The sequence below is a fragment of the Nitrospira japonica genome (genome assembly GCF_900169565.1).
In the GTDB taxonomy this organism is placed as follows: Bacteria; Nitrospirota; Nitrospiria; order Nitrospirales; family Nitrospiraceae; genus Nitrospira_C; species Nitrospira_C japonica_A.
Genome location: NZ_LT828648.1, coordinates 610,400 through 624,970, shown reverse-complemented (window position 1 = coordinate 624,970; position 14,571 = coordinate 610,400). Strand labels below are relative to the sequence as shown.

The following is a 14,571-nucleotide window of genomic DNA, read 5'->3' as shown; positions in this document are numbered from 1 at the left end:
TCATGTTCACCGATCAGCGTGTTTAATGTTTGTTTATTGTATGTCTAATGTATAGTTGATGTAGGTCAGTTTGTCAATAGTTTGATGATAATTATTTGACAAACATTGGACATGATAATAATATGATTTTTGAGCATGAACGTTCATAGAATTCATAGAGTTGCCAAGCTGACTGGGCTGTCTAAGGATGTCGTGCGGGTCTGGGAAAGGCGGTATGGCCTTGTCAAACCTTCGCGGAGTGCCAATCGCTATCGCGAATATACGGACGAAGAGGTGGCGTTGCTTCGATTCCTGAAGGAGGAGTTGGATCGCGGCCAGACGATCGGCACACTGGCGGCGGAAGGACGGAGCAGTCTACTGCAGCGCATGAGAAGCAGTTCGCCGCCGACCGCGCTGGAGCTGAAGCCGCACGAGCACCTGCTGGATGAACTCGCATTGCTACTTGATCCGTTGGACAAAACCCGCTTTGAACAGAAAATTAACGGTGCCATTGCGGTCATTCCGTTCGAAGAAGCCGTTCAGCGAATCCTGCTTCCGCTCCAACGGCGCGTCGGCGAGTTATGGCACGAAGGCACGCTCAACGTCGCGGTTGAACACTATGTCACAAAGATCATCCAGCAAAAGTTCTTTTCCGTCATCAACCAACTGCCGGTCAATGACGCAGGTCCCCGGGTCGTCATCGCCTGTCCCGAAGGCGAATTCCATGAAATCGGCGCGCAAGCCGTCGCCTATCTCGCCGCTATCCGCGGATGCCAGGTGTACTACCTAGGCCCAAACCTTCCCGCCGCTGACCTGCTGGCCTTCTGCACCCGCGTCAAACCGGCTCTTATCCTCTTGTCCCTCACGGAAGAGATGTCCGAAGCAACGGCGAAACGCCTCGCGGAAGATCTGGATACGCTCGGCGCGCAGTGGTCTGTTGGGATCGGCGGTCGGGGATCCCACGCGATCCAACCGCTCTTGCGCGACACGAAGATCGAACTGCTGGATGATCCTCTCCTCCTCCGCAATCGTCTGTCCGCACTCGTGGCCGCCAAAACCATGGCGTCACGCATTTAGCGGGTAGACTCATCATTCGCGACGAACTATAGGCGAGGAAGTATGGAGGAGTGTCAACTAGCCAATCCACCATTGGAGTAATGATGCAGTCGCAGAGCTGCCCCTAATGTCTGGGATGATGTTCAACTCGAGCATGACGGCCGCTGCAAGCTCGACATAGTGGTCCTCGATCTGACTTGTCGCACATGGTGGACTAAAGTTCCATTGTTGCCGCACGATGTGTCTCGGGGACGAAGGTTCATTGGACGACCATCGCAAGCTGTATTCTTGCGTCCGTTGCGAAACCGACTCAGCGAACCGCAGCCGAATTCTTTTAATGGTCAGTGGCCGATTGAATCGAAGACGGATGAATTGTTGCCCGGGCCCTCTCGCCCGCCAGCCGAAGGACTGATCCCGTAGGAACACGTTCTCGATCGGTCTAGCCGGATCTTCCGATGTGACTTCCACGTCCGCCAGACGCCGGATTGGAAGCCAATCCGGATCGGGTAGCGCCATTTTGCTGTATGGCTGCTCGATGAAATGGTTTCGCATCTTGCCGACAGCGGAATTGTTCACGGCAATCGTGAGCGCATTGTGTCATCAGGATGACGTCGCACGAACTAGGGAAATGCCTTGAACAGGATGGAGACACTCAGTGATGGACTTTCCTTAAGGCAACTACTCAGGGGTTTCCCCATTCCGCCGAGACGGTTGGCAGCATTCGCTAGGGGAACGGAATTCGTCCTGCAGGGGATGCCCCTAGTGGCCGATGCCACTAGGATTCTGGATAGAGTGTCCTTGCAACAGAATGGAGACGAGAGTTTTCACCAAATCGGCCGATTAGACGGGGAGGACATAATGAAAAGGCTGTGGATCAGTGTTGCTGTTGTGCTGCTAGGCGGTTGCGGACCGCACTACACGATTCCGAATTTCGAGTCCGACGAGATTGAGAAAGTCGTCTCCAGCGGACGGTCACCGCAGGCCTGTATTGAGAACCTCAAGGAGGACGCGACCAATTTGAACGTCAAAGTCAGGCTCACGGACATGCACCATGAGCCGGCATCCGGACCGGTCGCCTGGATCTACTCAAATGCGTATGTCTGCACCGGGAAGGTGGTCAAAGCCACCGCATCCTCTTCAGAGGAGAAAAAAGCGCTGTGACAAGCGGCTGCCATGCACGGTTCTTGGTGACGTTCGACGATGGACCGCATCCCAATACGGCCGCGATATTGATGCAGCTTTCCCATAATCCAATTCAGCAGAACATTAAGGCGATGTTCTTTGTCCAAACCAGAAATCCGGCCGGGGGAAACTCGTCGCTTGGCCGCTCACTCCTGGACCGTGAATGCGCGGAAGGACACGTATTGGGACTTCACACCGGGACAGCCGGCCATGTGAGCCACACGGCTCTGTCGGAACACGAATTGGATCAGTCCTTGCGGAATGGGATGGACGACATTCGCGTGATCACACGGAGTGAGACGATGTTCGTCCGACCTCCGTATTGGCGTTTCAATCCGGACACGCTGACCGGCTACAGCCGCCACGGGCTCCACATGCTCTTATCCGACGTGAAGGCCTACGACGGAATCGATTGGGGTCTGCATGTATTCCGGCAATGGACGTTTCATCTGCAGCTCGAGGGCATCCGCAGACGCCTTCTGCGTCGCGAGCTGCCGACCGTGGATGGGATGATCCCCATCGTCGTCACGTTCCACGATACCAATAACTATACCGCCGGTCATCTGAGCGAGTATTTCGATCTGCTCATCGCGGAGTCGGATCGGGTCGGACTTCAGCTGGACAGCAAGCCGTTTTACGACTGCGCGTCGGATATCACCCTGGCCGCCCTGCCTCGCACCGTCCATCCGGTCGAGGCCATCGAGGCCGAATCGCAGCCTGCGGAGGTTTCATAGCTATGCCTACTCAGGTCAAACAGGAATCTGCATGCGATGCAATTTCCGAAAGCGATCTCGCACGTTTGATCGTCGACACGTTGCATTTGGAACTGGACGTCAAGGACGTCGATCCGGCGGCGCCGTTATTCGGAGACGGGCTTGGATTGGATTCGATCGATATGCTGGAAATCGTCCTGTCCATTTCGAAGAAGTATGGAGTGGCCTTGCGTTCGGAAGATCGGCCCGCCTTTACGTCGATCCGGGCGCTGACCGCACACATCAATCGGCAAAGGCCCAAATGAGCCGTATGACCGTAGCGGATACCGGCGTGGTCGGCGGAAAACGGGCCACGCGTTTCAAAGCCGTTCCCGAATACTATCCGTTGCTTGCCCATGCCGGTCTCGACGATTGTGTCGCACGGCGAGACCGCGAGACCTATTCGGTTCGGCACTTCCTGGCTTCGGTCCGGGGCCTCACCTCGTATGTGCCGGCGAAGCGGCATGCCATTAATCTTTGCAAAGACCGGTATCATTTTCTCATCGGATTTGCCGCCGCATTGATGTCCCGGCACATCAGCTTGCTTCCGACCTGCCGGGCTCCCCGCGTGTTCACCCAGCTCAAAGAGCGGTATCCGGACGCCTACATCCTCACGGATAACGAGGATGTTCCCCAGGACATCCCCGCATACCGTGTGGACCACGTCGTCCCCACGTTCGATCGAATGGACGAAGAGATCCCGATCATATCGTCCGATCAAATCGCTGCCGTGGTCTTCACCTCGGGGAGCAGCGGACTGCCTCGGGCTCATGCGAAGACGTGGGGGGCGATGGTCATGGGAGCCGAGGCGCTCAAAAACCAATTCGGCCCGTCGGATGCCTCCTCGGCGATGGTGATGGGCACCGTGCCGCCACAACATATGTTTGGCCTGGAAACGACCATCATGCTGCCTTTGCAATGCGGCTGGAGTGTCCACGCCGGTCATCCGGTGTTGCCGGCCGATATCGTGGGGGCATTGAGCCACATCGATCAGCCGGTCTGGTTGATGACCACGCCTATCCATCTGCGGGCGTATGTACGACAGCAGATCGATCTGCCGGGGTTGAAGGAAATTGTGTCGGCCACCATGCCGCTTACCCGTTCTCTGGCGAGAAAAGCGGAAAATCTCTGGCACGCCCCGGTCCGCGAAATGTATGGATGCACGGAAGCCGGCGTCATCGGCACGCGACGAACCACTGCTTCCCAGACCTGGTCCCTCTGTTCCGGACTTCGGCTGTGGCAGGAAGGGGACGCGACCTGGGTGAGTCAGGGCCACGTGGGTCCGCCACTCAGGCTGGTCGATCGGATTACGATCCAGGAACCAACGCAGTTCACTTTGCACGGTCCAAGCCATGACCTGGTCAAGATTGCCGGAAAGCGCGCCTCGCTGGCGGCGCTGAATGCGATATTGGCTCGAGTCGACGGCGTCGTGGACGGGGTCTTCTATCGGTCGCCTACGGCCGCTGTCGCGGACGTACGGTTGACCGCTTTCGTTGTGGCGCCCGGTGTCAGGGCGTCGGCCATTCAGGCGGAATTACGGAAGTGCATCGACCCCGTGTTTCTTCCACGTCCGTTGCACCTCGTCGAATCACTACCCCGGAATTCAACCGGCAAACTCCCGCAAGACGCGCTCGTGACCTTTGCGACAGAGATGGCTCTTCGCTCCAGGCGGAGACGAGGGTGACCCATGATGAGCATCGCAGAGGCCTGTATCGATCCGGATCATCCCGCCTTGGCCGGACACTTTCCCGGCAATCCGATTGTCCCCGGTGTCCTCATATTGAGTAAAGTGCTCGAGGCGCTTGACCGTCATTACGGGACGCTGAGCGGACCTTCTTCATGGCCCGCGGTCAAATTCATCGGTCCCTTGCATCCCGGCGAGCGATTCGCCGTCGCCGTGGAGAACCACAGTCCCGACGAAATCGCCTTTTCCGTCATCGTCAATCGTAAGACTATTGCATTGGGAACAATGCGGCGTCACCGACCGTTCAGGACGGACGTGCAATCGTGAGCGAAGAATGGTTGGGCCGGCCGGAACGCGGAAGCTTGGTTCTCTTGCGGCTCTTGACCTGGTTCAGTCTCCGCATCGGGCGGCCCTTGTCGCGTCTGCTCCTGTACCCCATTTGTCTCTACTTCGTCGTGTTCTCACGAGGCACCAGCCTGATTTCCCGCCGCTATTTGGAGCGGGTGCTCGGGAGACATGTCCAATGGACGGATATCTTTTTGCACTATCACACCTTTGCCTCGACGATTCACGACCGCGTCTATCTTCTGTCGGGGCAGCATCGGTGGTTTGATGTGAAAACGGAGGGGACCGAGATCGTCGAATCGTTGCTCGATCGCAAGTGCGGATTCATTTTGATGGGGTCTCATCTCGGCAGTTTTGAGGTGTTGCGGGCAAAAGGATTGTTGGAAAGGCACTTGCCGATTCACGTCGTGATGCACGAAGGCGCCGCCTCGAACCTCAACAGCGTGCTCCACGGACTCTGCGCCGGTATCAGAGACCGGATTATCCAGCCCGGCAGACCCGATACCATGCTGAAAGTGAAAGAGTGCCTGGACAAGGGAGAGGTAGTCGGCATTCTGGCGGATCGCGTATTGAGCGGGGAGAAGACCGTCAACTGTTCCTTCCTCGGTGCGTCGACGGTGTTTCCCGAGGGGCCCTTTCTCCTGGCGGGGATGCTCCAAGTGCCGGTCGTGCTGTTCTTCGGGTTCTATGAGGGTGGGCGGCAGTATCGGATCCGGTTTGAACCTTTTGCCGAGGCAATCCATTGGGATCGCGCCCGCCGGGCCGAAGCGTCGGTCGAATGGGTCAGACAATATGCGAAACGGCTGGAATACTATTGCCTTCGTTATCCCTACAATTGGTTCAATTTCTATGAACTCTCGGATCGAACAACGGATTCGGATATGCCTGCTCGTCCTTAGTCTTGGGCTCGGCGGCGCGGCTGAGGCCGATGTCGATGCTCCGCAGCCATTGGACGTTCCGCGGCTCATGGAGCTCATGGCCCAAGTCGAATCCCGGCAGGATCGCTTTACCGAAACGAAAACCCTGACCGTACTGACGGAGCCGATGGTTCTCACCGGCACGCTGTCCTACACCCGCCCGGACCGGATTGAGAAACACGTGCTCACGCCCTACGAAGAACATCTTGTCGTCCAGGGCGACCAATTGACCTTGACGAACAAGGACGGGACGAAGCGGGTGCGAGTCAAGAGCCATCCGTTGATATGGTCGTTTGTGGAAGCCATCCGCGCCAGCCTGGCCGGCGACGCGGCCACCTTGCAGCGGTTTTATGATGTGAGGATTGACGGCTCTCGACAGGGATGGACGTTGACGTTGCGGCCGTTCGATGAGAAAGCGGCTGCCCGTTTGACCTCCATCGCCCTGCATGGAAAGGACAGTCGCTTGACGTCCGTCGAAATCATCGAGACAGGCGGAGACCAATCGGTCATGACGATTCATGAGCCCGCGTCGTGACGGGACGCGCGCGGATCGCAGTCGGTCTCTGGATTGCCATACTGGTCGTCGGGGTCGGCATACTCAGCCAAGTGAAGTTGACGACCGACATGACGGCACTCCTGCCGGAGACGGCCGATCCGCTGCAACGGCTGGTGGTCGCTCAATTGCGCGACGGGGTGGTGGCAAGGCTCATGCTGGTGGGGTTTGAAGGGGCATCGCCGGAGGTCTTGGCCGAAGCCAGTCGTGGAATGGCGCACCGCTTGCGGTCCAACGGCCTGTTTAATTCCGTCCAGAACGGCGATCTCGCCGCCGCTTCAGCCGAAGTGGAGACATTGATGCGGTATCGATACCTGTTGAGCCCGGCCATCACCAAGGAGCATTTCACTGCGGCATCGTTGCATGCGTCTCTTCAGGATCAATTACGCATGTTGGGCTCATCGGCCGGCGCGATCACCAAAACCTTTCTGGCCGCCGACCCCACCGCCGAGGTGAGTCGGGTCATGGCCGCTGTTGCACCGGAAGAGACGCCGAACCTTCTCCATGGTGTGTGGTTTTCCCGGGATGGGAACAGGGCACAGCTCGTGGCAGAGTCGATCGGTCCGGCATTCGATTTGGATCGGCAAGAGCAGGCGGTCGCGTCCATTCGTGACGCGTTCAGCAGAGCACAATTGCCTGAGACCGGTCGATTGCTGCTCAGCGGGCCCGCCGTATTCGCCGTGGAAGCACGGGCGACAATCCAGAATGATTCATGGCGGCTCTCTCTCATCGCGGGTGCGCTGGTGACCGCCTTGCTGTATCTGGTCTATCGTTCGGTGCCGCTGGTCATAACCAGCCTGCTTCCCGTGTTGACGGGAATGGTCGTCGGCGTGGCGACGGTACAGCTCCTCTTCGGTTTCGTGCACGGCATCACATTGGGATTCGGCGCCACCTTGATCGGTGAAGCCGTGGATTATCCGGCCTACCTGTTCACCCAGCTCGCACCAAACGAACGACCGTCGGATACCCTGCGTCGTATCTGGCCCACGCTTCGGCTGGCGATCCTGACCACCGTCTTTGGCGGTCTCTCGATGTTACTGTCCAGTTTCACCGGACTGTCACAGCTCGGGACACTGACGGTGGTCGGGGTCTTCACCGCCGGACTCGTCACCCGCTGGGTCATTCCCGCGTTGGCGCATGCGCCCGGCACGTCTCCTCTGTCGAATGCGCCGGCACTGGACGCGACCCGATGGCTTGCCGGGCTGCGACGACTGAGAACGGTGGCATGGATCGGCATCGCCGGTGCCGGGCTCTTTCTGGCGTTCAATCATGACAGGGTATGGGATGACGATCTGGCCAGCTTGAGTCCCATTTCACACTCGGCCAAGGCTCTGGACGAGCAACTGCGGTCTGAATTGGGTGCGCCGGACGTCCGCTACTTGGTCGTCATGAGGGGAGAGACCCGCGAACGGGTACTGTCCATGAGCGAATCGGCCGAACCCGTCCTGCACCGTCTCGTTCACGATGGGATCATCAGCGGATTCGATCTGCCGAGCGCGTTACTGCCGTCGGAAGCGACGCAAAGACGGCGACAGGCCCTGCTGCCTGAACCGGGGCCCTTGAAGGCCTCCTTACGGGAGGCAGTCGCCGGGCTTCCGTTTCGAGAGGGGACATTTGAACCGTTCTTACGGGATGTGGAAGCAACCCGTGTCGGCCCGCTTCTCGATTTGGCGGATTTGAAGTCATCGGCCCTTGCTCTCAGGTTGGGTGTATCGCTCGTGTTCAGCGGTAACGAATGGAGCGGACTGGTTCCTCTCAGGGGCGTGACGTCTGCGCCGGCCGTCGCGCAACGGCTCAAGGAAGAGGCGAAGGATCTGTGGTTTCTGGACCTGAAGGAAGAGACCGGGCATGTCATTGCCGGATATCGTCGGGAGGCGGTGAAGCTGACGGCGGCCGGGGTGTTCGCGATTGCCATTCTTCTCTGGGTGGGACTTCGTCAGTTCGGCCTGGTCTGGCGGGTATTGTTGCCCGCCCTGTCGGCGATCCTGCTTGCGGTGACGACTCTCGGTCTTGCAGGAGAGCGGTTGACGCTCTTTCATCTGGTGTCGCTGCTCCTGGTGCTGGGCATCGGCCTCAACTATGCCCTGTTCTTCAACCGAAGGACCGGGGACGCCGACGAACGCCGGCGGACGTCGCTCGCACTTTCGGTCTGTATCCTTGCCACGTTAGCGGCATTCGGGACCCTCGCCTTCTCGAGCACGCCGGTCTTGCATGCAATCGGCGCCACGGTGAGTCTTGGGGCGTTGTTCTCTCTTTTCTTGTCCGCAGTGATGATCGAGCAGGAGGCCCTGGCATGATGCCGCCGCTTGCCATGACCGCGCTCGCCACGGCGAATCCACTCGGATTGGGCCTTCAGGCCACCTGGAATGCGCTGAGTGAGAGCCGGCACGGCCTGCGCCCCAACGATTTTCTCGACGTGACCGTCAAGACATGGATCGGCCGGATCGCCGGGATCGAGGAGGAGCCGATCACGGGAAGTTTCGGCGCCTGGGATTGCCGCAACAATCGATTGGCGTTGTTGGGGATGCAACAGGATGGGTTTGAACGAGCTGTGAATGCGGCTCGGCAACGATATGGTTCCGCCAGAGTCGGCGTGGTTCTCGGCACCACCACGTCGGGGATATTGGAGACGGAACTGGCCTATCGCCGGCGAACGGCTGACGGGAAGCTGCCGGACGTCATTCGATATCGGTATCAGCAGAACCTCTTCTCGGTCACTGAATTTGTTCAGCGTTATCTCGGACTCACGGGTCCCGCCGTCTCGGTCTCGACGGCCTGCGCCTCCAGCGCAAGAGTGTTCGCGAGCGCGGCGCGCTGGATTCACGCCGGACTCTGTGATGCGGTCGTGGTCGGGGGCGTGGATAGCCTGTGCCTCATGACGCTGTACGGGTTCGCCTCGCTGGGGCTGCTGTCCGATGAGCCATGCCGACCTTGCGACGTGGCACGCAACGGCTTGTCCATCGGAGAAGCAGCCGGATTTGCATTGCTGGAACGGCCTGGACCCGCGGCAGCGGACGTCGTACTGCTTGGATATGGTGAAAGCAGCGATGCCTATCATATGTCGACGCCCCAGCCCGAAGGGCAAGGCGCGGCTCTCGCCATGGAGCAGGCGCTTTCCCGTGCCGGACTTCAGCCCTCGGACATCGATTATGTCAATCTTCACGGAACCGGAACGCAGGCAAACGATCGGGCGGAAGACGAAGCGGTGAGCCGGGTCTTTGGCCGACAAACCAGCTGCAGTTCGACCAAAGGCGCGACCGGCCACACCCTCGGCGCCGCCGGGATCACGGAAGCCATTATTGTCGCCCTGGCCCTCCGCCACGATCGCATTCCCGGCACGGTCAATACGGAGGTGCTCGATCCTCGATTGCGCGCCCGCATCGAGCTGATCGGGATGCGCCGATCGCTGCGACAAGCTGTGAGCAATTCATTCGGCTTCGGCGGCTGCAACTGCAGCTTGGTGTTCGGAAAGGCCTCGTCATGAACGTGGACGTGTTGGGAATCGGTATCCTCGGCCCTGGACTGGAGGACTGGCCCGCCGCCCGTTCCATCTTGACCGGGCTCATGCCGCATACGGTTCGGCCGACGGTCAAACCGATCCCGCACATTCTTCCGAACGTCGAGCGCCGCAGGAGTAGCGAGGCTGCACGACTCACCATCAAGGTGGCCGATGATGCGCTGACGATGAGTGATCTGCCTCGTGATGAGGTGGCCACCGTCTTTACGTCTTCCGATGGGGACGGAGACATTACCGACAAGATCTGCGAGTCGATGGCGGGATCCCCCGGCGGCGTGTCCCCGACCTTATTTCACAACTCCGTCTATAACGCGCCGGCGGGATATTGGAGCATAGGCACGGGGTCCCGACGGAGTTCGACCAGCCTCTGTGCCTTTGATTATTCGTTCGCGGCCGGCCTGCTGGAGGCCGCCGCACATACGACGATCGAGCAGGAGGCCGTGCTTCTGGTGGGATACGATCTGCCGTTTCCCGAGCCTCTCCGTGCCGTGAGGAACGTCGCCCATAGTTTGGCCGTGGCATTCGTTCTGGCGCCGCCGCGGTATGGGGCTTCGCTCATGCGCTGGTGGATCGAGTTGGAGTCTCCGCGGCCTCAGACCGGAATTCCGGATGCCATCGACCGCGCCGTGCATGCCAATCCCATGGCGCGATCGTTCCCGTTGCTGTCGGTGCTGGCGTCGGGGCAACCGCAATCGATCGTGTTGGACTATTCCAATGAACAGAGTCTCGTCGTGGCCTGCGAGGCATGACATGCATCCTTCGGTCGAGGGTCTTATTCCCCATCGGGGCGCCATGTGCCTATTGGACTCGGTCGAAAGCTGGAACGAGCACACGATCGTGTGCCGGGCGACCAGTCATCGACGGCCTGATCATCCATTACGGTGCGGCGCAGACCTGTATGCGCTCTGTGCAATTGAGTATGGATCACAGGCAGTTGCCGCGCATGGGTCCCTGCTCGCCGGTTCGGTTTCCGCACAGGATGGCCGAGTATTGGCGTCGGTGCGCGACGTGGTCATCAACGTCGCGGTGCTTGATGATCTGGTCGAACCACTCACGGTTCGGGCGGAACTGGTGTTGGCTCACGATCACGGGCGCATCTATGACATTTCCGTGACGGCAGGCTCAACCACGGTTCTCACCGGGCGTATCGTGGTGATGGCACACCCGTTGGCGAAGGAGGCCTCGCCGGGCGAGTCCCGGGTATGGCCATGATCAAACGAGCCATCGTGACAGGCGGAAGCGGCGGCATCGGAGCAGCCGTCTGCGAAGCACTCGCCAGGGATGGTCATCACGTGATTGTCCACGGCCACAGGCACATGGACCGTGCGCAAACCGTGGTGGACGCCATCTGCGACAAAGGCGGGAGCGCCGAGGCGATCGCGTTCGACGTCACCGATCGGGAGCAGACCGCCGCCGCATTGGCGACGTTGCTGGAGGCCGGCCCCATCCAGATGATTGTGAACAACGCGGGCATCTATTCGGACGGGCCATTGGCCGGGATGGAGCCGAGCGACTGGGAGACCGTCATCGATGTGTCTTTGAAAGGATTTTTCAACGTCACGCAGCCGTTGCTCCTCCCGATGATGCAGATGCGCTGGGGACGCATTGTGTCCATCACGTCCGTCAGCGGGCTCATCGGGAACCGCGGCCAGGTCAACTATGCGGCGGCGAAGGCCGGTCTGCATGGCGCGACCAAGGCCCTGGCGCTCGAAGTGGCATCCAGAGGGATTACCGTGAACGCCGTGGCGCCGGGGCTGATTGCCACTCCGGCGACCGATCAGCTGTTCGACAAGGACACGATCACCCGCCTGGTCCCCATGAAGCGCGCGGGGACTGCGCAGGAAGTTGCCGGCCTTGTCGCGTATCTCGTGTCCGACTCGGCCGCGTATATTTCCGGCCAGATTATTTCAGTCAATGGAGCGATGGCATGAGCCGCGTATCGTCGGAATTCGTGGCGGTCATTCCCGCCTATAACGAAGCGTTCACCATTCGCGAGGTGGCAGCCCGGACGTTGGAATATGTGTCCCGGGTCATTATTGTGGACGACGGATCGAGCGATCACACGGCCACGGTTTGCCAAGACCTGCCGGTCGTGGTGCTTCGCCATCGGCACAATAGAGGCAAGGCCGCCGCCCTCTGGCACGGCATGCAGCAGGCGATGGAACAACATGCCACGGCGATTATCACCCTTGATGGCGACGGCCAACACGATGCGAATGACATTCCGGCCCTGATCGCGATGCATCGGCGGGACCCTCTGGCCGTCGTCATCGGCTCCCGGCTGCACGATCCCCGTCGAATTCCGCCGAAGCGGTACGCCGCCAACCGCATGGCCAATTTTTGGATTTCCTGGGCGGCCGGGCAACCCATCGGCGACAGTCAATCGGGATTTCGTATTTATCCGTCTTCCGTGCTCCGCACCGCCGGAATCCGGTGCGACCACGAGACGGGATTTGTCTTCGAGAGCGAGATTCTGATCGAAGCAGGCCGGCTGGGAACTCCGATCCGCTCGGTGCCGATCTCGGTGGAGTACGGCCGGCACTTGCGCGACAGTCATTTTCGTCAAGGACGGGACATCGGACAGATTACTCGGATGGTGGCCGGCAAGCTGCTGTCCCGTCGTATGGATGTCTCAGGCCTCGTTCGGAGCTTCAAAGCGCCTCACGCGATGCCGCCAAGGCGAGCATGTCCTCAAGTTGCGAAAGGGAACGACCGGAGGGCCATCCGTCGCCGGATATTGTTCATAGCCGAATCCGTGACATTGGCACACATCGCTCGAACCGTGGCTTTGGCACGTACGCTCAATCCCCGTCGTTACGACGTTCATCTCGCCTGCGATCGTCGATATCTATCTGTGTTTGGACGGTTGCCATTTCCCGTTCATTCAATCCATTCCATCAGCAGCGCGCAATTCCACCGCCGGTTGATCGAAGCGGACCCGCTGTATACCGAGGAGGAATTGCGCGGCTATGTGAAAGAGGACCTCCGGCTTCTCGCCAGACTCGGTCCCGATGTGGTTGTGGGCGATTTTCGTTTGTCGCTGTCGGCCAGTGCCCGCGTGGTCGGGATTCCATATTTGAGCATCGCCAACGCGTATTGGAGCCCCTATGCACGGCCGAGGTTCGTCGTCCCCGACGTCGAGATCGTCGATCGGTTCGGAGTGCGTCTCGGGCAGGGGTTGTTCAATCTCCTCAGGCCGATCGTATTCGCTCACCATGCGACCGCCCTGAATAGAATCAGGCGCGACTATGGATTGCCGGCGATCCGGTACGATCTGTCGTCCAGCTTCACCGATGGAGATAAGACCCTGTATGCCGATTTGCCCGAGCTCGTGCCGACGTTCAAGCGTCCGTCTCATCATCACTACCTCGGCCCGATTCTCTGGTCATATGATTCGGCGCCGGATTGGTGGGACGACGTGCCGAAGGACCGTCCGCTGGCTTACGTGAGTCTGGGGAGTTCAGGGAAAGGCGAGCTGCTGCCCGGCGTCTTAACAATGCTCGCGCGCTTGGGGGTCAATGCCATGGTTTCGACTGCCGGACATCCGACACCGGCATCCGTTCCGGGTCAGGTATGGGTTGGTGAATATTTGCCCGGCCTTGAAGCTGCCCGGCGCGCGAACATCGTCATCTGCAATGGTGGAAGCACTACGGTTTACCAGGCGCTCGCAGCAGGCGTTCCCGTGATAGGTCTGCCCTACAACTTGGACCAGTATTTGATGATGGACTACGTGCAGGAATTCGGCGTCGGCGAGTATGTCCGATCAGGACAAGCATCGATTGACGCGATGGAGCGCGCGGCTACCACCATCCTGTCCGATGTCTCCTATGAAAGGAAGGCACAGTCGCTCAAGGAGTCGGTGCAGGCCCATCGATGCGACAAACGATTCCTGCAGATTGTAGAATCTCTCTTTGGGAGCCAGGCAGATGAGATCAAGACGCGACATCGAACGTTGGAGCGTCTGGAAACAGTGCCGCACTAGCAGCATGAGTGCGTGCGTGTGAACGATGTCGCATATCGTCGGGCGAATTCATCCCGGCGTCACCACATCCTTATTAAGGGAGGGTAGCATGGCATCACAAGTACGGCCGATTCCCGAGGGCTATCATACGGTCAGCCCGCACCTTGCGATACGCGGTGGCTTGGAGGCCATGGAGTTCTACAAGAAAGCATTCGGCGCGGAGGAGCGTGGCCGGTTCATGACGCCCGACGGCAAACAGCTGATGCATGGCGAGGTCAAGATTGGAGATTCGATCGTCATGCTAGGCGAGGAGAACCCCCAACGGGGTTGCCCCGGTCCCCAGAGCATCGGCGGCACGACGGTCGGCCTGTTTCTCTATGTGCAAGACGCTGACAGAGTGTTCAATCAAGCGATAGCTGCGGGTGCGAAATCGATCATGCCGGTGGCGGACATGTTTTGGGGCGACCGCGCCGGTACCGTGGCCGACCCCTTCGGCCACCAGTGGACCATTGCCACGCACAAAGAGGACGTGCCTCCCGAGGAATTGAAGAAGCGGGGCCAGGCATTTTTCGAACAAATGGCCCGGCAGAACTCTTAGGCATGCGGGGGATGAGTGCGGCGGGAG

15 protein-coding genes and 1 pseudogene are annotated in these 14,571 nt (G+C 59.5%); all 16 read left to right on the top strand.

What is annotated here, in order from left to right; translation table 11 throughout:
* The first annotated feature begins 135 nt into the window (after positions 1 to 135).
* The 16 genes and pseudogenes from NSJP_RS03045 to NSJP_RS02970 all read left to right on the top strand — a co-directional run bounded on the left by NSJP_RS03045 (position 136) and on the right by NSJP_RS02970 (position 14,544).
* The gene (locus NSJP_RS03045) at positions 136 to 1,056 is read left to right on the top strand and encodes a MerR family transcriptional regulator (protein ID WP_080885461.1); all 921 of its coding nucleotides are present in this window, start codon (positions 136 to 138) and stop codon (positions 1,054 to 1,056) included.
* A gap of 837 nt (positions 1,057 to 1,893) precedes the next feature.
* Complete coding sequence (locus tag NSJP_RS19455) at positions 1,894 to 2,196, top strand: hypothetical protein (RefSeq protein ID WP_172834118.1); 303 nt, start codon at positions 1,894 to 1,896, stop codon at positions 2,194 to 2,196.
* Positions 2,193 to 2,951 (top strand): polysaccharide deacetylase family protein, encoded by a 759-nt coding sequence (locus tag NSJP_RS03030; RefSeq protein ID WP_172834117.1) that lies wholly within the window; start codon positions 2,193 to 2,195, stop codon positions 2,949 to 2,951. Before NSJP_RS19455 ends, NSJP_RS03030 begins: the two co-directional genes overlap by 4 nt.
* A gap of 2 nt (positions 2,952 to 2,953) precedes the next feature.
* Positions 2,954 to 3,235 carry a phosphopantetheine-binding protein gene (locus NSJP_RS03025; RefSeq protein WP_080885458.1) on the top strand — a complete coding sequence of 94 codons (282 nt, stop codon included), beginning with the start codon at positions 2,954 to 2,956 and terminating at the stop codon, positions 3,233 to 3,235.
* 5 nt (positions 3,236 to 3,240) lie between these two features.
* A complete protein-coding gene (locus NSJP_RS03020; protein ID WP_172834116.1) occupies positions 3,241 to 4,653 on the top strand; it encodes an AMP-binding protein in 1,413 nt (470 codons plus the stop codon).
* Between the two features lie 3 nt (positions 4,654 to 4,656).
* The gene (locus NSJP_RS03015; protein WP_080885456.1) at positions 4,657 to 4,980 is read left to right on the top strand and encodes a hypothetical protein; all 324 of its coding nucleotides are present in this window, start codon (positions 4,657 to 4,659) and stop codon (positions 4,978 to 4,980) included.
* Positions 4,977 to 5,897 carry an LpxL/LpxP family acyltransferase gene (locus NSJP_RS03010; protein WP_172834115.1) on the top strand — a complete coding sequence of 307 codons (921 nt, stop codon included), beginning with the start codon at positions 4,977 to 4,979 and terminating at the stop codon, positions 5,895 to 5,897. Before NSJP_RS03015 ends, NSJP_RS03010 begins: the two co-directional genes overlap by 4 nt.
* Complete coding sequence (locus NSJP_RS03005) at positions 5,848 to 6,450, top strand: LolA-related protein (RefSeq protein ID WP_172834114.1); 603 nt, start codon at positions 5,848 to 5,850, stop codon at positions 6,448 to 6,450. Before NSJP_RS03010 ends, NSJP_RS03005 begins: the two co-directional genes overlap by 50 nt.
* Complete coding sequence (locus NSJP_RS03000) at positions 6,447 to 8,765, top strand: MMPL family transporter (RefSeq protein ID WP_080885453.1); 2,319 nt, start codon at positions 6,447 to 6,449, stop codon at positions 8,763 to 8,765. Before NSJP_RS03005 ends, NSJP_RS03000 begins: the two co-directional genes overlap by 4 nt.
* Positions 8,762 to 9,952: a beta-ketoacyl-[acyl-carrier-protein] synthase family protein gene (locus NSJP_RS02995; RefSeq protein ID WP_197685471.1), complete on the top strand. Its 1,191-nt coding sequence runs from the start codon at positions 8,762 to 8,764 to the stop codon at positions 9,950 to 9,952. Before NSJP_RS03000 ends, NSJP_RS02995 begins: the two co-directional genes overlap by 4 nt.
* A complete protein-coding gene (locus NSJP_RS02990) occupies positions 9,949 to 10,734 on the top strand; it encodes a beta-ketoacyl synthase chain length factor (RefSeq protein ID WP_080885452.1) in 786 nt (261 codons plus the stop codon). The genes NSJP_RS02995 and NSJP_RS02990 overlap by 4 nt, the downstream gene beginning before the upstream one ends.
* A 1-nt stretch (position 10,735) precedes the next feature.
* Positions 10,736 to 11,197 carry a hypothetical protein gene (locus NSJP_RS02985; RefSeq protein ID WP_080885451.1) on the top strand — a complete coding sequence of 154 codons (462 nt, stop codon included), beginning with the start codon at positions 10,736 to 10,738 and terminating at the stop codon, positions 11,195 to 11,197.
* Positions 11,188 to 11,916 carry a 3-oxoacyl-ACP reductase FabG gene (gene fabG / locus NSJP_RS02980; RefSeq protein WP_080885450.1) on the top strand — a complete coding sequence of 243 codons (729 nt, stop codon included), beginning with the start codon at positions 11,188 to 11,190 and terminating at the stop codon, positions 11,914 to 11,916. Before NSJP_RS02985 ends, fabG begins: the two co-directional genes overlap by 10 nt.
* Positions 11,913 to 12,635, top strand: a pseudogene (locus NSJP_RS20010) (glycosyltransferase family 2 protein); the annotation flags it as partial. The gene fabG and the pseudogene NSJP_RS20010, both read left to right, overlap by 4 nt.
* Complete coding sequence (locus tag NSJP_RS02975; protein WP_407938665.1) at positions 12,609 to 13,967, top strand: glycosyltransferase; 1,359 nt, start codon at positions 12,609 to 12,611, stop codon at positions 13,965 to 13,967. The pseudogene NSJP_RS20010 and the gene NSJP_RS02975, both read left to right, overlap by 27 nt.
* A gap of 88 nt (positions 13,968 to 14,055) precedes the next feature.
* Positions 14,056 to 14,544, top strand: a complete 489-nt coding sequence (locus tag NSJP_RS02970) for a VOC family protein (protein WP_080885448.1) — start codon at positions 14,056 to 14,058, stop codon at positions 14,542 to 14,544.
* The last annotated feature ends 27 nt before the right edge of the window (positions 14,545 to 14,571 follow it).